The organism is Micromonospora sp. RTP1Z1, assembly GCF_033804685.1.
Lineage (GTDB): Bacteria > Actinomycetota > Actinomycetes > Mycobacteriales > Micromonosporaceae > Micromonospora.
On the sequence record NZ_JAPFQV010000006.1, the window covers coordinates 82,087 to 102,652 of the forward strand.

The window sequence follows — 20,566 nt, forward strand, 5'->3', positions numbered from 1 at the left end:
CGACCACGGGGCTCCGCTGCGCTGCGCTCCTCGCGCTCACTGGATGGCCTCCCGTACCGAGCGGGGACGCATGTCGGTCCACACGGTGTCGACGTGGGCCAGGCACTCGTCGCGGGTGCCGGCGAAACCGGCCTCGTGCCACCCCGCCGGGAGCTCGCGGTCGGCCGACCAGATCGAGTACTGCTCCTCGTCGTTGCGCACGACCAGGAATCGGGCTTCGGCCATCACTTCTCTCCTGCGCTCTCGGGGGTGTGCGGCTCGGCCATCGCGACGGCGATCCGGCGGGGCCCGGTGAACGGCTCCCGGCCGTGCGCGGCGGTCATGTTGTCCACCACCAGCACGTCGTCGCGCTGGTAGTCGAAGCGGACGCGGGCGGCCCGGTAGGCGGCGCGCAGGTGGTCGATGACGTCGGCGGGGATTTCGCCGCCGTCGCCGTAGTAGGTGTTCGCCGGCAGCCCGTCGGCGCCGAACATCGCCAGCAGCCCCTCCTGGTAGTCCTTCGGCAGGGTGCTCACGTGGAAGAAGGTGGCGTGGTTGAACCAGCGCGGGGTGTCCGAGCCGGGCCGGTGGTGCACCACGTCCCGCACCGCCCGGGTACGCAGCCCGTCCGGGCCGACCCACTCCAGTGCGATCCGGTTCGCCGCCGCGTACGCCTCGACCTCGGCCCGGTCGTCGGTGCCGAAGACGTCCTGCCAGCGGGCGCCGAAGCCGGCGTGGAAGTTGCGGACCAGCATCCAGCGCCGCCGGACGAACTCCTCGCGGACCGCCGGGTCGATCTCGGCGTACACCCGGCGGATGTCGGCGAGCGGGGTGGCGCCGAGGGAGTCCGGGGCGGTGATGCAGTAGAAGAACAGCGTCAGCGGCCAACGCGCCTGGTACGAGTTCTCGTTGTGCAGGAAGATCTCCTCGTCCGGCGGGTAGTCGGTGGAGGTGTAGACCTTCCCCTTGATGGCGTGCCGCGGTGAGGACCGCTCGGTGTAGGCCAGCGGCTCGCCGGAGAGTGCCCGGACCACCGTGTCGAAGCCGTCCACCCCGCCCACCCCGAAGCCGCGGAAGAGCAGCCCGCCGTGGTGGGCGAGGGTGGCGCGCAGCTCCGCCCGCCGCCGGTCGATCAGGTCGGTCAGCGGTGTGCCGTCGTTCTCGACGACCACCGGAAGCGTGGCGATCGTGTCGCTCATTGCTCTGTCACTCCTGTTTCTCGGCCGTCAGGCGCGGGGTAGCCGCGGGATGGCGGGGATGGCGGCCGGGGCGGCCGGTTCGTCGGCGGGGGCGGCGGCGCGCAGCTCCTCGATCCGGGCGGCGAGGCCGGCGATGGTCGGGGTCTCGAAGAGGCTGCGCATCGGCAGCCGCACCCCGGTCGCCTTGCGCATCGCGGCGATCAGCTGCACCGCGACCAGCGAGTTGCCGCCGAGGGCGAAGAAGTCGTCGTCGACGCCGACCTCGGTGACCCCGAGCCCGTCCCGCCAGACGCCGGCGATGGTGGCCTCCAGCTCGGTGCGCGGCGCGGCGGAGCCGCCGCCGGTCGCCGCCGGGGTGTTGGCCGCCGTCTCCTGGTCGCCCGCGAGGCTGTCGGTGGTGACCCGGGAGGCCCGGCGGCGGATGTCCGCCACGGTCCGGGTGGCGATGACGACCTGGGCGCCGAGGCCGGCGGTGAGGCTGCGCCGGAACGCCTCCGCGCCGTCCACCGGGCGGATGTCCTCGGTGGCCGCCCCGGCGGCCGGGTCGGCCTGCTCCGCCGGGGCGCCGGCCGCGGCCAGCCCGCCGGTCACCGCGCCCTGGTCGACCCGGCGCAGCACGAAGTCGCTGATCGCGACGAGTTCCCGGCCGTCGGCGTCCACCAGGGACAGGTCGGCGGCGACCACCTCGTCGGTCGCGCTGTCCCGGTGCCGCAGGTGGCTGTGGAACACCGCCGGCAGCGACCCGCGCACCACGATCCGCCCGTACGACAGCGGCAGGTAGGTGCCGGAGCCCTGGCCCCGGCCGAACGCGGTGGCCACGTCCAGCAGCGCGGGGTGCAGCCCCCACGCGGGCAGGTCGCCGGCCGCCTCGGCGGGCGCCTCGACCCGGGCCAGCTCCTCCCCGTCCGCCAGCCGGTGCTCGGCCAGCGAGGCCCAGCGCGGACCGAAGGTGAGCATGCTGGTACGGCCCCGGCCGAAGGAGGCGTCGTCGTCGACCCGCCGGCCGTCCACCACGGGGATCGTGGCCGGTGGGGCGGCCTCGGTGGTCCAGCCGGCCGCGCCGCGGACGTGGGTGCGCAGCTGACCGGCAGCGAGGCTGCGGACGGCGAAGTCCACGCCCTCCTCGGTGGGGGTCAGCTCCACCCGGTACTGGGCGACCGTGCCGTCCGGTACCGGGAACGGCTCCAGGAAGACCACGTCGCGCAGCTCCACCGCGGCGCCGTCGGCCGGGGCGGACAGCGCGGCGACCACCGCGGCGCGCACCGACTCCAGGTGGGCGGTGCCGGGCACCACCGGCACCCCGCCGATCCGGTGCTCGTCGAGCAGCCAGTGGGTGCTGGCGGAGACCAGGCCGTGCAGCACGGTCCCGGCCGGCCCGACCACCTTCGTGGTGAGCACCGGGTGGATCACCGGGCTGGTGACGGTGTCCCGCCCGGCGGCCCGGAACCCGGCCGGGGAGTCGGTCTCCACGGCCATGCCCACCTCGGCCCAACCACCCCAGTTCTGCGACACCACCGGCGCCCGGAAGCCCCCACCGGACCGGGCGTACGCGTCGAGGAAGGCGTTCGCCGCGCAGTAGTCCACCTGGCCGAAGCCGCCGATCACCGCGGTGATCGACGAGCAGAGCACCACGAAGTCCAGTGGCTGGTCGCCGAAGACCTGGGCCAGCGCCTGGGTGCCGGCGAGCTCCGGTGCGTGCACCCGCTCCGCCTCGGCGCGCTCCTTGACCTCGGCCATGCCCCCGCCAGGCAGGCCGGCGGCGTGCACGATGCCGTCGATCCCGCCGTACGCGGCCTCGGCGGCCGCCCGGACCCGGCGCAGGTCGGCCGGGTCGGTCACGTCGGCGGCGAGCACCAGCACCTCGGCCCCGGCGGCCTCCATCCGGCGGATCGCGGCAATCGCCCGGCCGGCCCGATCCGCGCCGCCGTGCACCGCGAGGTGGTCGTCCCACTCCTCGCGGGCGGGCAGCCCGGTGCGGGACAGCAGCACCAGCCGGGCCCGGAACCGCCGGGCGAAGTCCTCGGCCAGGGTGATGCCGATGCCGCCGACGCCGCCGGTGACCAGGTACCGGCCGCCGTCGCGCAGCGCGCCCGGCTCGCTCTCGGCGTCCACGGTGACCTGCTCGTACCCGGTCACCCAGCGCCGCGGGCCGCGCAGCGCCACCTCGGCGCGGTCCGGGTCCACCGGCCGGCGCAGCTCGACGGCGACCGCGTCCGCCCCGGTGGCGGCCGGGTCGGCGTCGACCAGCCGGACGGTCAGTCCGGGCAGCTCGACCGGGAGCACCCGGGCCAGGCCGGCGAGGGTGGCGTGCTCGGGGCGGACCAGGTCCGCCCCGGTGACGTCGCCGACGCCCGAGGTGACCAGGTCCAGGGTGCGGGCGCGCTCCTCGGCGGTCAGCCCGGCCCCGGCGAGCGCCTGCACCAGGTGCAGGGCACTGAAGAAGCCACGCTCCTGGGCGGCCCAACCGGCGGTGAGGTCGGTGCCGGCCGGCTCCCCGTCGAGGGCGAAGGCGTGCACCAGCCGCTCCGGCAGCCCGTCCGCGGCCAGCGCCGCGACCAGCGCGTCGTGGTCCTCCCGGACGCCCGGACGCAGCCGGTAGCCGCCGTCGACCGCGGCGAAGCCGTCGCCGGCGCGTACCACGACCGGCTCGTCGCCGGCGGCCCGCAGCGCCGCGACCAGCGCGTCGCCGCGCGGGCCGTCGGCGAGGACCAGGCAGCGGCCCAGCGGCGCGGTCCGCGGCTCGGCGGCGGCCTGCCGCCACACCGGCACGGCGAACCACTCCGGCAGCGGACGCGGACCGGTCTCCACCGGCGCGGCGGCCGACTCCTCCACCGGGTCGGGGTCCACCCAGTAGCGGCGGCGTTCGAAGGGGGACGTGGGCAGCGACACCCGCCGGGCGGCCGGGTCGGCGTCGAGCCGGACGCCGACGCCGGCGCACCAGAGCGCGGCGGCGCTGGTGAGCAGGGTGGCCAGGTCGCCGATCGGCTCGGCCGGGCCGGGCAGGCTGCCCAGCGGGGTCAGCGCCCGCTGCGCCGGGTCGGCCTTGGCAACCTGCATCCGGGCCAGGTTCGCCAGCTGCCTGCCCGGGCCGCACTCCAGCAGCGCCCAGGTGCCCTCGGCGAGCAGGGTGGCCACGCAGGCGCCGAAGCGCACCGGCTGGCGCAGGTGCGCCGCCCAGTACGCCGGGTCGGTGGCCTGCGCGTCGGTGATCCAGGTGCCGGTCACGTTGGACAGGTACGGGATCGCCGGCGGGCGCAGCGACACGGTGGCCATCAGCGCGGTGAACTCGGCGAGGATCGGTTCCATCATCGGCGAGTGGAAGGCGTGCGAGGTACGCAGCGCCTTGCTCTTGTTCCTGCCGCCGAGGCTCTCGGCGAACGCGGCGACGGCGGCGCTCTCGCCGGCCACCACGCAGGTGCCCGGGCCGTTGACGGTGGCCACGGAGAGGCCCTCGGGCAGCCTCGGGGCGACCACCGACTCGTCCAGGGCGACGGCGAGCATCGAGCCGGCCGGCCGGGACTGCATCAGCCGGCCCCGGGCGGCGACCACCCGCAGCGCGTCCGGCAGGCTCAGCACGCCGGCGACGGTGGCCGCCACGTACTCGCCGATCGAGTGGCCGAGCATCGCGGCGGGTCGCACCCCGGCCCGCTGCCAGAGCGTGGCGAGGGCGTACTCGACGACGAAGAGGGCGGGCTGGGTCCACCGGGTCTGGGTGAGCTTCTCCCCCGCCTCCGGGTCGCGGCCGAGGATCAGGTCGCGGATGTCCAGGTCCAGGTCGGCGCGGAGCAGCTCGGCGCACTCGTCGACGGCGGCGGCGAAGGCCGGCTCCTCGGCGTAGAGCTGCGCGCCCATGCCCGCGTACTGGGAGCCCTGGCCGGAGAAGAGGAACCCGACCCGCGGGGCGGGACCCTCGACGGCGCCGGACTGCCGGCGGCGCGGGGTCCGCAGCGCGGTCACCGCGTCGGTGAGGTCGGTGGCGACCACCGCCGCCCGGTGCGGGTACTGCTGGCGACCCATTCGCAGGGTGTGCGCCACGTCGGCGAGCAGTTCGGGCCCGCTGTCGGTGACCCCGGCCAGGTGCTCGGCGAGCCGCTGCACGGCGGTGTCCAGCGCGGTGGCGGTCTTCGCCGAGACCTGGAGCAGCTGGGCCGGGCGGACCGGACGGTCGGTCCGGTACGCCGCCGGCGCCTCCTGGAGCACCACGTGCGCGTTGGTGCCGCCGATGCCGAACGAGCTGACCCCCGCCCGGCGCGGCCCGCCGTCGGTGTCCCACTTGGTCAGTGTGTTCGCCACGTAGAACGGGGTGTCGGCGAATTCGATCGCGGGGTTCGGTGTCTCGTAGTTGATGGTGGGCGGGATCAGTCCGTGCTCCATCGCCAGCACCGTCTTGATCACGCTAACGATGCCGGACGGCTGGCTGAGGTGGCCGATGTTCGACTTCACCGAGCCGATGCCGCACCAGCCCCGGTCGTCGGTGTTCTCGGTGTAGACGGCGGAGAGGGCGGCCACCTCGATCGGGTCGCCCATCGCGGTGCCGGTCCCGTGCGCCTCGACGTAGCTGATCGTGCGCGGATCGATCCCGGCCATCCCGACCGCCTGCGCGATCGCCTCCATCTGGCCGTCGACGCTGGGGGCGGTGAAGCCGACCTTGCCGGCGCCGTCGTTGTTGATGGCGTTGCCGAGCACCACCGCGCGGACGGTGTCACCGTCGGCGATCGCGTCCGAGAGGCGCTTGATCAGGGTGACCCCGACGCCGCTGCCCCAGACGGTGCCGTTCGCGCCGGCGTCGAGCGGGCGGCACCGGCCGTCGGGCGAGGTGAAGCCGTCCATGCCGAGATAGCCGGCGTGCGGCAGCTCGACGTTCACCCCGCCCGCGAGGGCCATGTCGCACTCGCCGTTGCGCAGCGCCTCGCACGCCAGGTGGAAGGCGACCAGCGAGGTGGAGCAGGCGGTGTGCACGGTGAGGCTGGGCCCGCGCAGGTCCAACCGGTACGACACGTTGGTCGCCACGTAGTTGGGCGAGTTGCTGGTGGCGATGGAGACGGCGCTGTGCGGGTTGCCGCCGACGCGCCTGTTGCGCAGCACGTTCTTGTTGAGGTAGACGGCCGCGCCGGTGCCGGCGTACACGCCGACCGCACCGTCGTAGCGGGACGGGTCGTAGCCGGCATCCTGCAGAGCGGTGTAGCAGGTCTCCAGGAACAGCCGGTGCTGCGGATCGGTGACCTCGGCCTCGCGGGCGGTCATCCCGAACAGGCCGGCGTCGAACTCGTCGTAGCCGTCGATCAGCGGGGCGCGGTTGACCCAACCCGGGTCGTCCACCTCCTCCGCGGGGACGCCCCGGGCGAGCTGATCCTCCCGGGTCAGCTCGGTGACCGACTCGACGCCGTCGACCAGGTTGCGCCAGAACTCACCGACGTCGGCCGCGCCGGGCAGCCGCGCGGCGAGCCCCACGATGGCGATCGGTTCGATGCCGTCGGCGGCGGGCAGGTCCGGAGCGATCGGGTTGTCCATCTGCGTGTCCTTCATTGCGCGGTGCCGCCGGGGCGGCGGGGTGGGTTGCGGCGGGTACGGCTGCGGCGGGCGGCGGCGCGCAGGGCGGCGCGGGCCAGCTCGGGTCGGTCGACGGCGCCGTCGAGGCTGGCGGCGAGCGACCGGACGGTGGGGTGGCGGAACAGGTCGAGCATGGTGATCGAGCGGCCGGTGGCGGCGGTGAGCCGGGCGTGCACCGCGGCCAGGGCCAGCGAGTGCCCGCCGATGTCGAAGAAGTTGTCGGCCACCCCGACCCGGTCGCGTTCGAGGACCTCCCGCCAGATGCCGGCGATGAGCTCCTCGGTCTCGGTGAGCGCGTACGGGCCGGCCGGCACCGCGGTGCCGCGCGGCGCCTCGGCGGCGGCCACCGTCATCGCGCCGAGCGCCGCCACCCGGACGGTGGGCCGGGGCAGCTCGACGGCGACCGTGTCGGCGGGGTTGTCGGGGTCGGCGGCGAGCGCGCCGACCAGGGCGGCCAGGTCGGTCAGGAGCGTGTCGACCCGGTCGGCGTCGAAGAGGTCGGGGTTGTGCACCACGTCCACCCCGAACCGGCCGTCCCGCTCCACCACGTAGACGGTGATGTCGAACGGTGAGCCGGGCTTGGGCACCGGCACCGGCGCGCCGGTCAGCCCGGTCAGCGCCAGCCGGGGCGGGGCGAAGTTGAGCACGTTGAACAGGACCTGCACCAGCGGCGCCCGGGAGGTGTCCCGGCCGACGCCGAGCGCCTCGACGATCCGCTCCAGCGGCGCGCCGGGATGGGCGGTGGCGTCGTGCAGCTCGGCGGCGCACCGGTCGACCAGCTCGGCGAAGCTCACGCCGCCGGTGCGCAGCCGCACCGGCACGGTGTCGATGAAGAAACCGACCACGTCGTCGAAGGCGGCCAGCCGGCGGTCGGCGACGATCGCGCCGACCACGTGGTCGGCGGCGCCGGTGAGCCGGCGCAGCAGCTCGCCGAAGCCCGCCAGCAGCACCGCCGCGACGGTGGTGCCGCGCCGTGCGGCCAGGGCGCGGACCGCCTGGTCGGCGGCCTCGGACAGCCGCACCGCGACCTCGGCGCCGGCGTAGGTCTGCACCGCCGGGCGGGGCCGGTCGCGGGGCAGCTCCAGCACGGTGGACACGCCACGCAGGTGGTCGGCCCACCAGGCCAGGTCGGTCGGGCCGCGACGCCGGTCCCGCTCGGCCCGCCACACCGCGTAGTCGGCGTACGTGGCGGCCAGCGGCGGCAGGGCCGGATGCTCGCCGGCGACCGCCCGGGCGTACGCGGCGGCGAGGTCGTCGTAGAGGACCGCCTCGGACCAGCCGTCGAAGACCGCGTGGTGCATCGTCATGGCCAGCACCTGCTCGTCGGGTCCGAGCCGGTAGACGGTCACCTGCCAGGGCGGCCCGGTGGCCAGGTCGAAGGCATGCGCGGCGCCGGCGGCGAGCATGGTGGCCAGGTCGCCCTCCGGGTCGGCGACGCCGGTCAGGTCCACCACCGGCACCGCCACGTCGGTGGGTTCCTCGCGGACCGCGTACGGCACGCCGGCGGTCTGCGGGATGCGCCAGCGCAGCACGTCGTGCCGTTCGGCGACCGCCCGCAGCGCCGCGCCGAGCGCCGCGGTGTCCAGCGGGCCGCGCAGCCGGTGCGCGACGGCGATGTTGTACGGCGCGCTGGAGGGGGCGATCTGGTCGACGAACCAGAGCCGGCGCTGCGGCGGGGAGAGGGTGGGCGGGTTGCCGGTGGTCAGCCCGTCGGCGGCGGCCGGGGCGGCGGCGCGCAGCCGGGCGACCAGGCCGGCGTGGGTGCGCCCGGCCAGCACGTCCCGGGTGTCCACGTGCCGGCCCAGTTCGGCGCGGAGCGCGGCGACGAGTCGCATCGCCACGATGGAGTTGCCGCCGGCGGCGAGGAAGTCGGTGTCCGGGTCGGGGACGGCGCCGAGCAGCCGGGTCCAGGTCCGCACGACCGCCCGCTCGACCGGGTCGGCGACGTCGGTGACCTCGTCCGCCGGGTCGTCGGTCGCCAGCGCGGCGCCGGCGAGGGCGCGCAGCGCCGGCCGGTCCAGCTTGCCGGTGGTCGCGCTGACCGGAAGCTCGTCGCGGCGCAGCACCCGGGCCGGCAGCATCGCGGCGGTCAGCCGCGATCCGGCGTACGCCCGTAGCGTCGCGTCGTCCGGCGCGGCGGCCGGGGTGAGGAACGCGACGAGCGTGGTGCCGGCCGGAGCGGGCACCGCCTCGACGGCGACCCGGTCGACGCCCGGCGCACCGGCGAGCACGGCCTCCACCTCGCCCAGCTCGATCCGCTGCCCACGGACCTTGACCTGCCGGTCGGCGCGGCCGAGGTAGACGATGCGGCCGTCGTCGCGCTGCCGGACCAGGTCGCCGGTGCGGTAGAGCCGCTCGCCGGGCAGGCTGGAGAACGCGTCGGGGACGAACCGCTCGGCGGTGAGGCCGGGCCGGTCGAGGTACCCGTCGGCCAGGCCGGGCCCGCCGATCAACAGCTCGCCGGTCTCCCCCGGCGGCACCGGGCGCAGCTGCGCGTCCACCACGTACGCCCGGTGGTTGGGCAGCGGCAGCCCGATCGGCACCGGGTCGGTCTCGTCGGCGGCCAGCGGGCCGCTGACCGCCAGCACGGTGGTCTCGGTGGGGCCGTAGCCGTTGAGGAAGCGCCGCCCGGGCGCCCACCGGCCGGCCAGCTCGGCGGGGACCGCCTCGCCTCCGCAGAGGATCGTCCGCCAGTCCGGCACCTCGGCTGGGTCCAGCATGGACAGCACGGTGGGGGTGATGAAGCCCCAGTTCACCTCGTGTGCAGCGATGAACCGGGCGAGCCGGGCCGGGTCGGACCGGTCGTCCGCGCCGAGCAGCTGCACGCTGCCCCCGAGCAGCAGCGGGACGAAGAGGTCCATGGTGGCCGCGTCGAACCCGAGCGAGGCGATGCCGAGGCTGCGCACCCCGGCGTCTGCGCCGCTGAGCGCCGCGCAGCCGGTGACGAACTCGACCACGGTGCGGTGGGTGGTCAGCACCCCCTTCGGCCGGCCGGTGGAGCCGGAGGTGTACAGCACGTACGCCGGGTCGCCCGGGCGCGCCGGGCAGGGCGCCAGCGGGGCGGGGCCGGGCGGGGCGACCACCTCGACGCCGGGGATGTCGGCGAAACCGGCCGCCGCCGCGTCGCCGACCACCAGGGACACCCCGGCGTCGGCGGCGATCTCGCGCCGCCGCTCGCTCGGGCCGCCCGGCTCCAGCGGGACGTAGCAGCCCCCGGCGAACAGCACGCCGAGGACGTCGACCATCAGTTGGGGGCGGCGTTCGCCGCAGACGCCGACCCGGGTCTGCCGGCCGACGCCCCGGGCCCGCAGCGCCGCGGCCAGTCCGGCCGCCCGGCCGACCAGTTCCCGGTAGGTGAGCCGGTCGTCCCACTGGCGTACCGCGACCGCGTCCGGGCAGCGCGCCGCCCGGGCGGTGATCAGGTCGGCCAGCGTCCCGTCCGGCCAGGGCAGCGGCTCCCCGGCGACGGCGCTGATGGACAGGATGTCGGTCACCCGTTCTCTCCCCGGTAGGTGGCTGGATCGGTGATCTGGAGGCGCAGTTCGCCGACGTAGCCACGGCCGGCGGCGTCAGTGATCCAGGCGTCCGCCGGTCCTGGCAGGAGCTCGCTGACGACCAGGGCGACGTCCGGGCCGGTCTTCGCGGCGGCGTCGACCATGGCACAGAGCGACTGGGCGTACAGCGGGCCGGTCAGGTCGACGTAGCAGGGCTTGACCTCGGTGCCGACCTTCACGAAGACCTGCTCGGGCAGGCCGAGCCGGTCCCGCCAGCGGCGGACCGCGACGAACCGCTCCGCCTCGCCGGTGACGCCGGCCAGCCCGGAGCCGCCAACCGTGGTACGCCAGGTGCGGCGGGCCACGACCAGCCGGTCGATGGTGATCCGGGGCGTGTGCGGCGCCGGGTCGAGCAGCTTGAAGCTGTCCAGCAGCAGCACGCCGAGGAGGCTGCCGAAGACCTCCACCAGCGGGCAGCGGTCGCCGCCGGGAAAGACCGCGATCAACCGTTCGCCGTCGAGGTCGACGCGGACCGCGGTGGCCGGGACGAGCCGCTCGGCGTCGGCGCCCCGGGCGGTGTCGATGCCGAGCTGGCGGTCCCTCGGACCCGTCAGCGCGTACGTGGTGCGGGTGGTCTGCCGGGGGAAGCTCGCCGGGTAGAGCACCCGGGTGCGGGTCGGCCCCAGGTCGGCGTCGAGCCCGGCGCGCAGCGCCGCCGGGTCGGGGTGGAACGGGGTGAACACGACGCTGTCGAAGGGCGTGGTGGCCGGGTGCAGCTCACCGAGCACGAGCAGGAACTCGCCCCGGTGCACCGCGTCCACGCTGGCCGCGCTGATCTGCACGTCGGGGCTGTGGATCCGGGCGGAGGGCCAGCCGGGCGCGTCCGCCGGGAAGACCCGGTCGACCCGGGCGGCCAGGTCGGCGCTGTCCAGCCGCAGCTCCGGCCGCCCGTCCGGGAGCGCGTCGAGCCCGAACAGCTCGGCCCAGCGGGCGGCGAATCCGGCGCCGGCCGTGACGACGGGCCCGCCGGGCGCCAGCAGCAGCCCCTGGGCCAGCGACCAGAGATCGGCCAGCCGGACCGGCCCCTCGGCGGCCAGCTCGCGGTGCAGCTCGGCGAGGACCCGGTGGCAGGCGTCGCCGATCTCAGCGGTGAGCCAGCGGGCGGCCCGCAGGAGCACCGCCAGCGGCGCGGCCAGCGCCTCCAGCACCGCGCCGCCGACGGTAACGTCGAGGTCCCGGGCGGTCTCCTCGTAGACCACGGTGCGGCCGGCGTACATCTCGCCGCCGCGCCGGGTCGGGGCCTGCCCGGTCAGCGCGGCGAACGTCGCGTTCAGCGCGGCCAGGGCGGCGCCGAGCCGGTCGGGGTCACCGGCGGCGGCGGCCACCGCCTCCCGGGCCGCCCGGAGCCGGTCGAAGCCCGCGGTGACCTCGGCCCGGACGTCCGCGTCGCCGATCGCCGCGATCCGGTCGGCCAGCACCTGCTCGGCGCGCGGGCTGTAGGGCAGCCCGGCATCCCAGTCGAGCTGGCCGCGGGCGACCAGCCGGTCGAGCAGCAGGTAGCCGTCGTCGACGCTGCGCAGGCCCGACGCGTCGTCGGCGTGCACCTCCCGCACCACGGCCACCGCCGGGGTACGCCCGTCGCAGGCGGCCAGCAGCCGGGCCTCGACCGGGGAGAGCTCGAGCGTTGGGTGCAGCGGCCGGCACAGCCGGCGCCCCTCGACGCTCAGGTGCGGTGGCAGGGCGGGCGCCCACCACCGGCGCACCGTCAGGTCGGCGGCGAGCTTGTCGGCGTACGCCACCAGCGCCCACGCCTCGAGGTACACGGCCCGGCGGGTGACCAGGCCCGGCCCGGGCACCAGCCGGGTGGACCCGGCCGGGTCGACGGTTCCCCAGCAGACCGGCCCGAAGAAGCCGATCGTCTCGGCCTTCCCGCAGTAGCGCTGCCAGTACCGCAGCAGCGCGGTCTCGCGGCTGCGCCGGCGCCAGTTGCGGGCCGCCGGGTCACCGGTCACCAGACCGTCCAGGGCGACCAGCATGCCGGGGTTCTGCCAGGTGACCGCCTCGCGCAGCAGCGGGTCGGCGGCGATCCGGGCCAGCCGCACGGAGGCGTCCAGGACGGCGTCCCGGAACGCCTTGTGGAACGCCTCGGCGCTGCCCTCGCCGGCCAGCAGCGCGTCGGCGGCGGTGGCGGCCTCGGGCGCGGCGAAGGCGGCGAGCCCGTCGGCGGGGAACCCCGCGGTACGCAGCAGGACGTCCCGCCACACCGACCAGCCGGTGTCGCCGAGCGGCAGCAGGTGGCTCATCGGCCGGCCTCCGGCCCGGTGGCGTCCACGATGTGCAGGCGCAGTTCGCTGAAGTATCGCGCTCCGGCGGCGTCCGGCACCCAGGCCTGGTCCGGGGTGGGCAGCATCTCGCTGACCACCAGGGAGGTGGCCTCCCCGCCGTCGGCGCGGGCGGCGCGGACCATCGCGCAGAACATGTTCGCGAAGGCGGGGCTGCTCAGGTCGACGAAGCAGGGCTTGGTCTCGGTGCCGAGCTTGACGTAGACCTGCTCCGGCAGGCCGAGCCGGCGGCGCCAGCCCCGCACCGCGCGGAACCGCTCCCGCTCCCCGGTCACGGTGCCGAGGCCGCACCCGCCGACCGTGGTCCGCCAGGTCTGCCGGGCCACCACCAGCCGGTCCAGCGTGATCCGGGGCGTGTAGGGGGCGGCCGCGACCAGCTTGAAACCGTCGACGGCGTGCGCGCTGAGCAGCTCCGCGAAGACCTCGGTGAGGGACCACCGACGGCCGTCGCGGGCGGTGGCGACCAGCCGGCCGTCCTGCTCGGTGACGGCCAGGTCCACCGTGGGCAGCACCCGGCCCGGCTCACCGCCGGGCGCCGGCTGGAACGCCAGGTGCCGGTCCGTCGGGCCGGTCAGCGTCTCGGCGGTACGGCTGGTCCGCCGCGGCCAGTCGGCGGGGAAGAGTAGCCGGACCCGGTGCTCGCCGAGGTCCTCGGCGAGCGCGGCGCGCAGCCGCTCCACGTCGGGGTGCGACGGGGTGAAGACCGCGCAGTCGAAGGAGGACCAGGCGGCGTGCAGCTCTCCCAGCACCACGGTGTACTCGCCGCGGCGCAGCGCGTCGGCGTCGGTGGCGCAGATCTGCAGGTCGGGGCTGTGCATGACGGCGTTGGACCAGTCGGGCCGGGTGGCCGGGAAGGCCTGGTCGACCCGGTCGGCGAGGTCGGCCACCGGCAGCCGCACCTCGGTGGTGCCGGCAGGCAGGTCGGCCAGCCCGAACAGGCCGGCCCACCGGGCGGCGAACTCGGCGGCCACCGCGTCCACCGGCCGCTCACCGGTGCCCCAGAACAGCCCCTGGACGAGGAACCACAGGTCGGACAGCGCCACCGGGCCGTCGCCCGCCTCGGCGCGCAGCTCGTCGTAGAGCTCCCGCAACACCGCCGCGTACGCCTCCGCCAGGGCGGTGACCATCCACCGGGCCGCCCGCAGCAGCACGTCCAGCGGGGCGGCGAGCTCGGCGAGCAGCGGCGCGCCGAGGACGACGTCGAGGTCCCGGCTGGTGTCCTCGTAGCAGATCGTCCGACCGGCGTACATCTGTCCCAGCCTGCGGTGGGGCGGCTGGCCGGTCAGCTCGGTGAAGGTGGCGTCGAGGGCGTCCAGGCGGTCCCGCAGCCGGTCCGGGTCACCGGCGGCAGCGGCGACCTCGTCCCGGGCGGCACGCAGCCGGTCCAGCCCGGCCCGCGCGGCCGCCCGCACCGGTTCGTCGCCGATGCCGTCGATCCGGGCGAGCAGCACGTCCTCGGCGGCTGGGCTGACCGGCAGGGCCGCGTCCCAGGTGATCAGCTCCCGTTCGACGAGCCGATCCAGCAACGCGTACCCGTCCTCGGGGCGGCGCAGCCCGACGGTCGGGTCGGTGACCAGCTCGTGGGCGGGGCGGCGGCCGTCCGCGGCGGCGAGCAGGGCGGCCTCCACCGGGGAGAGCGGCACGGGTGGGCGACCGGGACGCAGCACGGTGCGGTCGCGCACGCTCAGGTGGGCGCAGAGCATCGGCGGCCACCAGCGCCGCGCCGCCAGGTCGGTGCCGATCTGATCGGCGTACGCCGACAGCGCCCAGGACTCGAACCACACCCAGCGGCGGCGGGTCAGCCCCGGCCCGGCGGTGATCCGGGCGACCTCCGGCTGCTCCGGGTCCAGGGTGATCCAGCAGCTCGGCCCGAAGAAGCCGACCGTCTCGTTCTTGCCGCCGTACCGCTGCCAGTACTTGAGCAGCGCACGTTCCCGGTCCCGCCGGCGGACGTTGCGGGGCGCGTCGCCGCCGCCGCGGGCCAGCCCGTCGAGCGCGACCAGCGCGCCCCGGTTCTGCCAGGTGATCGCCTCGCGCAGCAGCGGGTCGACGGCCAGCGCGCTGAGCCGGTGGGCGGCGGCGCGGACGGCCTCGTCGAACTCCTTGTCGTACTGGCCGTCGTCGGCACCGGCGGTGAGCAGGTCGTCGGCCGCGGCGGCGGCCCGTGGGGCGGAGAAGAGCGCCAACCCGTCGGCCGGGAAGCCGGTGGTACGCAGGATCGCGTCGCGCCACACCGACCAGCCGGTGTCGCCGAGCGGCATCCGGTGCGCACCCCCGGCGGTACCGGCGTCCCGGCCGGCGACCGTCGCGGCGGCAGAGCCGACGGCCGACGGGGCGACGGCGGACGGGACGGCAGCGGGCTCGGGCGACGCGACGACGGTGGCGGACGGCGCGACCGCGGCGGTCAGATCGGCGTGGAGGGCGGCGAGCAGGTCGGGCAGCCGGTCGTGCAGGAAGAAGTGCCCACCGTCGATCTCGCGCAGGCTGAACCCGGCGGCAGTGTGCTCCGCCCAGGCGGCGCTCTGCTCGCGGCCGACGGCCCGGTCCCGCCGGCCACTGAACGCGACGATCGGCACCGGGAGCGGCGCCTCGGGCCGGTACCGGTAACTGTCCACCCGGCCGAAGTCCGCGCGCAGCAGCGGCAGCAGCAGCCCCACCAGCTCGGGGTGCGCGAGCAGCTCGGCGGGGAGCCCGCCGCCGTCGGCGAGGCGGCGCAGCAGCTCCTCGTCGTCCACCCGGGACAGCCCGTCGAAGAGGCTGGGCGCGGTGACGTGCGGCGCGCGGGCGCCGCCGACGTACAACCGCAGCGGCAGCGTCCGCCCGGCGCGGCGCAGCTCGCGGACCACCTCGAAGCCGACCCGGCCGCCCATCGAGTGCCCGTAGATGGCGTACGGCCGGTCGGCGCGCCCGGCGATGGCGGCGGCCACGTCGGCGACGGCGAAGCGCGGGTCCTCGCTGATCCGGTTCTCCCGGCCGGGCAGCTGGACCGGCAGCACCTCGACGTCCGGCCCGATCCCTTCCTGCCAGCGCCGGAACGCGCTCGCGCCGGCGCCGGCGTAGGGCAGGCAGAACAACCGCACCGGCGCCTGAGGTCGGCTTCCGGCGGAGACGAACCAGTTCACCGCGGACCTTTCTGCACGGGGTCGATCCAGTACCGCTGGCGCTGGAACGGGTAGGTGGGCAGCCCGGTACGCCGGACCGTGCCGTCGGGGTGCAGGAACGCCCAGTCGACGTCCCGCCCGGCGACCCAGTCGGCCGCCAGCTCGCGCAGCGCGTCGCCCTCCCCCGCGATCCGGGCGTCGCCGTCGAGCACGGCGTCCAGCGCGGCGAGCGCGCCGGGCAGGTCGGCGGCGACCACGGCGGCCCGGTGCGCGAAGGCGCGCCGGCCGAGCGCCAGGGTGGCGGCGACCTCGGGCAGCGCCGGGGCGGCGCCGGCCAGGTGGGTCCGCAGCCGGGTCAGCGCGGCCCGCAGCGCGGCCGGGGTACGCGCCGACACCGGCAGCAGCCACGGCCCGGCGTCCGGCGCGTCGACCGGGTCGACCGGCGGCGGCTGTTCCACCACCACGTGCGCGTTGGTGCCGCCGAGCCCGAAGGCGCTGACCCCGGCCACCCGGCGCGGCCCCTCCGGCCAGTCCCGCGCCTTGGTGGGCACGTAGAACGGGCCGGCGGCCAGGTCGATCTCCGGGTGCGGGCGGGTGAAGTGCAGGTTCGGCGGGATCACCCCCTGCCGGACGGCGAGCACCGCCTTGATCAGCCCGGCGATCCCGGCGGCGGCGTCGAGGTGCCCGATGTTGGTCTTGACCGAGCCGAGCGCGCAGGACTCGACCGGTGCCACCCCGCCGTACACCTCGTGCAGCGCGGCGACCTCGATGGCGTCGCCGAACGGCGTACCGCTGCCGTGGCCCTCGATGAGGCGGACCTCGCCGGGGGCGACGTCGGCGGCGGCCAGGGCGCTCGCGACGGCGGCGGCCTGCCCGGCGGCGCCGGGGACGGCGAAGCCGGCGCGGTCGGGGCCGTCGTTGGTGACCGCCCAGCCGGGCAGGATCGCGTGGATCCGGTCCCCGTCGGCCTGGGCGTCGGCCAGCCGGCGCAGCGCCACCACCCCGACGCCCGAGCCGAAGCCGGAGCCGTTCGCGCCCTCGTCGAAGGCCCGGCAGCGGCCGTCCGGGGAGCCCAGCCCGCCCGGGGTGTGCCGGTGGCGCGGCCAGGTGACGGTGACGCCGCCGGCGAGGGCGATGTCGCACTGGTAGTCGGCGAGGCCCTGCGCGGCGAGGCAGACCGCCACCAGGGAGCTGGAGCAGGCGCTCTGCACGGCCAGCGCCGGGCCGGTCAGCCCCAGCCGGTACGCGACCTGCCCGGGCAGGTGGTCGGTGAACTGCCGGCCGACCAGCCGGGCCTCCCAGTCGTCCGGGTCCACGTCGCCCACCACCGCCGGGTTGTCCATGAGATGGAAGAGGAAGTAGCGGTTGGCGGAGGTGGCCGAGTAGACCCCGATCAGCCCGGGGAAGCGGTTCGGGTCGTGCCCGGCGTCCTCGACGGCCTCCCACGCGGTCTCCAGGAAGAGCCGGTGCTGCGGGTCGGTGCGGGCGGCCTCGTCGGCGCCGAAGGAGAAGAACTCGGCGTCGAAGTCCGCCACCCCGTCGAGGCGCCCGACGGCCCGGACATGCCGCGGGTCGGCCCGCAGCGCGGGTCCGACACCGAGCGCGGCCAACTCCTGGTCGGTGTGGTCGTGGATCGAGTCGACCCCGGTGCAGAGGTTCCACCAGAAGGTGGCCACGTCGGCGGCGCCCGGGAATCGGCCGGCGAGCCCGACCACGGCGATCTCGTCGCCGTTGTACTCGCGGGCGGCGGTGGCCGGCGCGGCGGGCGCGGGCAGCAGGGGCGCGCGGACCGCCTCCGGCGGGGTGTCGAGCAGCGCCGCCTGGGCGGCCACCGTGGGGTGGTCGAGGAGCCGCAGCATCGGCAGTCGCACCCCGAACCGCTCGGCGATGCGCTGCTGCACCTGGCCGAGGAGCAGCGACTGGCCGCCCACGTCGAAGAAGCTGTCGGTGCGGCCGATCACCACCCGGCCGAGCACCGCGCACCAGATGTCGTGCACGATCCGCTCGGTCTCCGACGCCGGGCCCGGCCCGGCCGGCACCACCGCGGCCGGGTCGGGCAGCGCCCGTTCGTCGACCTTGCCGGTGACGGTGAGCGGGAACTCGTCGAGCAGCACCACCGCCCGGGGCAGCGCGTACTCGGGCAGCCGCTCGGCGAGGGCGGCGCGCAGCGCCGCCGCGTCGGGCGCGACGCCGGCCGGCCGGACGTAGGCGAGCAGCTCGCCGTCGCGGGCGATGGCCCGGACGCCGGCCACCCCGGGCTGGGCGCCGAGCACCGCCTCGATCTCGGCCAGCTCGACCCGGTGCCCGCGGACCTTGACCTGCCGGTCGAGCCGGCCGAGGCAGACCAGCTCGCCGGTGGGGAGCCGTCGCCCCAGGTCGCCGGTCCGGTACGACCGCGTCCCGTCGGCGTCCATGCCGAACCGGTCGCTGTCCTGGTTCAGGTAGCCCGGGGCGAGGTGGGGGCTGCGGACCACGATCTCGCCGTCGGCGGCGAGACGCAGCTCGTACCCGGGCAGCGCCACACCGATCGGCAGCGGGCCGGTGGCGGCCGGATCCACCTCGGACAGCCGCAGCGCGTGCCGGGCCGCGAAGGTCATCTCGGTGGCGCCGTAGCCGTTGACCAGCTCGCAGTCGGGGCGGACCCGCTCCCGGCCGCGGGCGGCGTCGGCGTACGTGGCCTGCTCGCCGCCGAGCAGCACCACCCGCACCGCGTCGAGCCGCCGCGCGCCGAGGGTGTCGAGCAGGAAGCGGTAGACCGTGGGCGTGCCGTGCAGGACGGTCACCCGGTGCCGGTCCAGCTGCTCGGCGGCGCGCGCCAGCCCGTGCCGGCGCAGGTCCACGGGGACCACGGCGGCGCCGGTGAGCAGCGCCGGGTAGAGGTCCGGGATGGCCGCGTCGAAGCTGAACGAGGCGAGCAGGCTGAGCCGGTCGGCCGGGCCGATCGCCAGGGCGCCGATCTGGTTGTCGACGACGTGCGCCAGGTTGCGGTGGGTCTGCCCGACCGCCTTGGGCACGCCGGTGGAACCGGAGGTGAACAGGACGTACGCCAGCGCGTCCGGGTCGACCGGGGTGGGGCGCAGCGGTGCTGCCGGCACCTCGTCCAGCGGTACGACGGTGCGGCCGGCGCCGAGCCGGTGGGCCAGCTCCCGGTGCTCGGCGGCGCAGGCGATGGCGCGTACCTCGGCGGCGGCGAGCAGGTGACGCAGCCGGTCGACCGGGAAGCCCGGGTCCAGCGGCACGTACGCACAGCCGGCGGCGAGCGTGCCGAGGATCGCTGCGACGGTCGGCGTGCCGTGCGCGGTGAGCAGGGCGATCCGGTCGCCGGGCCGGGCGCCGGCGGCGACGAGCGCGGCGGCGTGCCCGCCGGCCGCCCCGGCCAGCTCGGCGTAGCTGACCTCGTGGGTCTCGCCGAGAATGGCCGGACGATCACCGTGACGCGCCGCGAGTTCGCCGAAGCGGTTGATGATCATCGGTATGCGTCCTGTCAGGAGAATGGCGTGACTCCACAGCTGACATGCCACGGAAAATCGACAACCGTGCTCATGATCAGCCCAGGACTTCCACACTGGATGCAGAATAAAGCTCGATACGTCGATGGAAAGTGCATCGATCGCGGTCGAGCCGAAGGGGGGACGGGGGGCTGGAATCTCGGACGGCGGAATACGTCCGATCATCCCTCTAGCGCGAAGACCATCTTCGTCGTAGGGGTCTACCAGCCGGTAATTTTACGGTAAAATACTTTGCCACCGTGAAATTTTCCGCGGCGGCGGCGCCTGCGGCCGCAGCTCAACCCGGCCGCCGGGGAGCTTCTCAACATCGTACGGCAGGCCGGGGATCCAGCCCAGGGCGCGCAGCAGCGGGCGGGCGGTGATCCGGCCTGCGGCATCGGGGCGGGCCACGTCGAACAGCATGCCGTCGGATGCCCGGCCTGCGGGCGGGGGCATTGTCGGCATGGGCGCCGGCTCGGGCGGCGCGACCGGCAGCGGGGCGGGCACGAGCACATCGACGTCGACGCCCCTGCCGTCATCGGCTGTCGCCGACAACGGCCCCAGCAGCCGGAACTGCATCGATCCCCCGCATCGCAGCCGATCAGTCGGCACATCACTTCGCACTCGCTCCGCCCATGCGCGAAGGTGACGGACGATCACATCGCTGACCGACGGATGTGGCGCCGATACGGCGATCCTCCCCGCGAAGGCGGCTATTTCCCTCCGCGTACCTGGTCCTTGACCTCGTCGTAGCCGACCTTGGCGGGTGCCGCAGCCGGCGAGTAGATCACGCGGATCACGCCCGTCGGAAACACGTCCGTCGCCGTCATTCTCAGGTGGTACGGCGCGTCGCCGTCGTCGAACAGCTTGCGGCCCTTACGCGCCGCCACCGGATGCACCAACAGGCGCAACTCATCGACCAACCCAGCGGCGAGCAGTTGCTGCACCACGGAGATCGACCCGGGGATGAGGATGCCTCTGATGCCGGCATCGGCCTTGAGCGAGGCGACGGCGTCGAGAAGATCGCCCTCGATCAGCTCGGTGTTGCGCCAGGAGAACTCCAGCGGCTGGCGCGAGACAACCACCTTGCGCACGTCCCCGAGCTGCTTGGCGAACGGCGCGTCGTCCCCACCCGCGGCCTCGCGGTCGGGCCAGGCTCCGGCGAAGCTGTCGTAGGTCACGCGGCCGATGAGCAGCACATCAGCGGTGGCATAGTCCTCGCCGACGGCGCGGCCCATGTTCTCGTCGAAGTACGGGAAGTGCCAATCGGGGTCGATCTCGGCCACACCGTCGGCCGAGATGAACAGCGTGGAGATGACCTTTGCCATTGGGGTGTCCCTTCGAGTCAGTTGGTGTCGGTAGGTAGACCGGCACAGCATCCCAAACTCATCGGCCGGCCACAGATCCGTCCCG

The 20,566-nt window shown here is 75.6% G+C and carries 9 protein-coding genes; all 9 read right to left on the minus strand.

Annotated features, from left to right (window positions below):
• Positions 1 to 36: 36 nt before the first annotated feature.
• Entirely contained in the window at positions 37 to 225 is a 189-nt protein-coding gene (locus tag SLP03_RS05140; protein WP_319459348.1) for an MbtH family protein, read from the minus strand.
• A complete protein-coding gene (locus SLP03_RS05145) occupies positions 225 to 1,178 on the minus strand; it encodes a TauD/TfdA family dioxygenase (RefSeq protein WP_319459349.1) in 954 nt (317 codons plus the stop codon). The genes SLP03_RS05140 and SLP03_RS05145 overlap by 1 nt, the downstream gene beginning before the upstream one ends.
• 27 nt (positions 1,179 to 1,205) lie before the next feature.
• Positions 1,206 to 6,689, minus strand: a complete 5,484-nt coding sequence (locus SLP03_RS05150; protein ID WP_319459350.1) for an SDR family NAD(P)-dependent oxidoreductase — start codon at positions 6,687 to 6,689, stop codon at positions 1,206 to 1,208.
• 11 nt (positions 6,690 to 6,700) lie between these two features.
• Entirely contained in the window at positions 6,701 to 10,222 is a 3,522-nt protein-coding gene (locus tag SLP03_RS05155; protein ID WP_319459351.1) for an amino acid adenylation domain-containing protein, read from the minus strand.
• The gene (locus tag SLP03_RS05160; RefSeq protein WP_319459352.1) at positions 10,219 to 12,525 is read right to left on the minus strand and encodes a lantibiotic dehydratase; all 2,307 of its coding nucleotides are present in this window, start codon (positions 12,523 to 12,525) and stop codon (positions 10,219 to 10,221) included. The genes SLP03_RS05155 and SLP03_RS05160 overlap by 4 nt, the downstream gene beginning before the upstream one ends.
• Positions 12,522 to 15,686, minus strand: coding sequence for a thioesterase domain-containing protein (locus tag SLP03_RS05165; RefSeq protein WP_319459353.1), 3,165 nt, complete (start codon positions 15,684 to 15,686; stop codon positions 12,522 to 12,524). The genes SLP03_RS05160 and SLP03_RS05165 overlap by 4 nt, the downstream gene beginning before the upstream one ends.
• Entirely contained in the window at positions 15,683 to 19,135 is a 3,453-nt protein-coding gene (locus tag SLP03_RS05170; protein WP_319459354.1) for an AMP-binding protein, read from the minus strand. The genes SLP03_RS05165 and SLP03_RS05170 overlap by 4 nt, the downstream gene beginning before the upstream one ends.
• A gap of 255 nt (positions 19,136 to 19,390) precedes the next feature.
• A complete protein-coding gene (locus SLP03_RS05175; RefSeq protein ID WP_319459355.1) occupies positions 19,391 to 19,732 on the minus strand; it encodes a hypothetical protein in 342 nt (113 codons plus the stop codon).
• A gap of 134 nt (positions 19,733 to 19,866) precedes the next feature.
• Positions 19,867 to 20,481, minus strand: coding sequence for a dihydrofolate reductase family protein (locus SLP03_RS05180; RefSeq protein ID WP_319459356.1), 615 nt, complete (start codon positions 20,479 to 20,481; stop codon positions 19,867 to 19,869).
• Between the last annotated feature and the right edge of the window lie 85 nt (positions 20,482 to 20,566).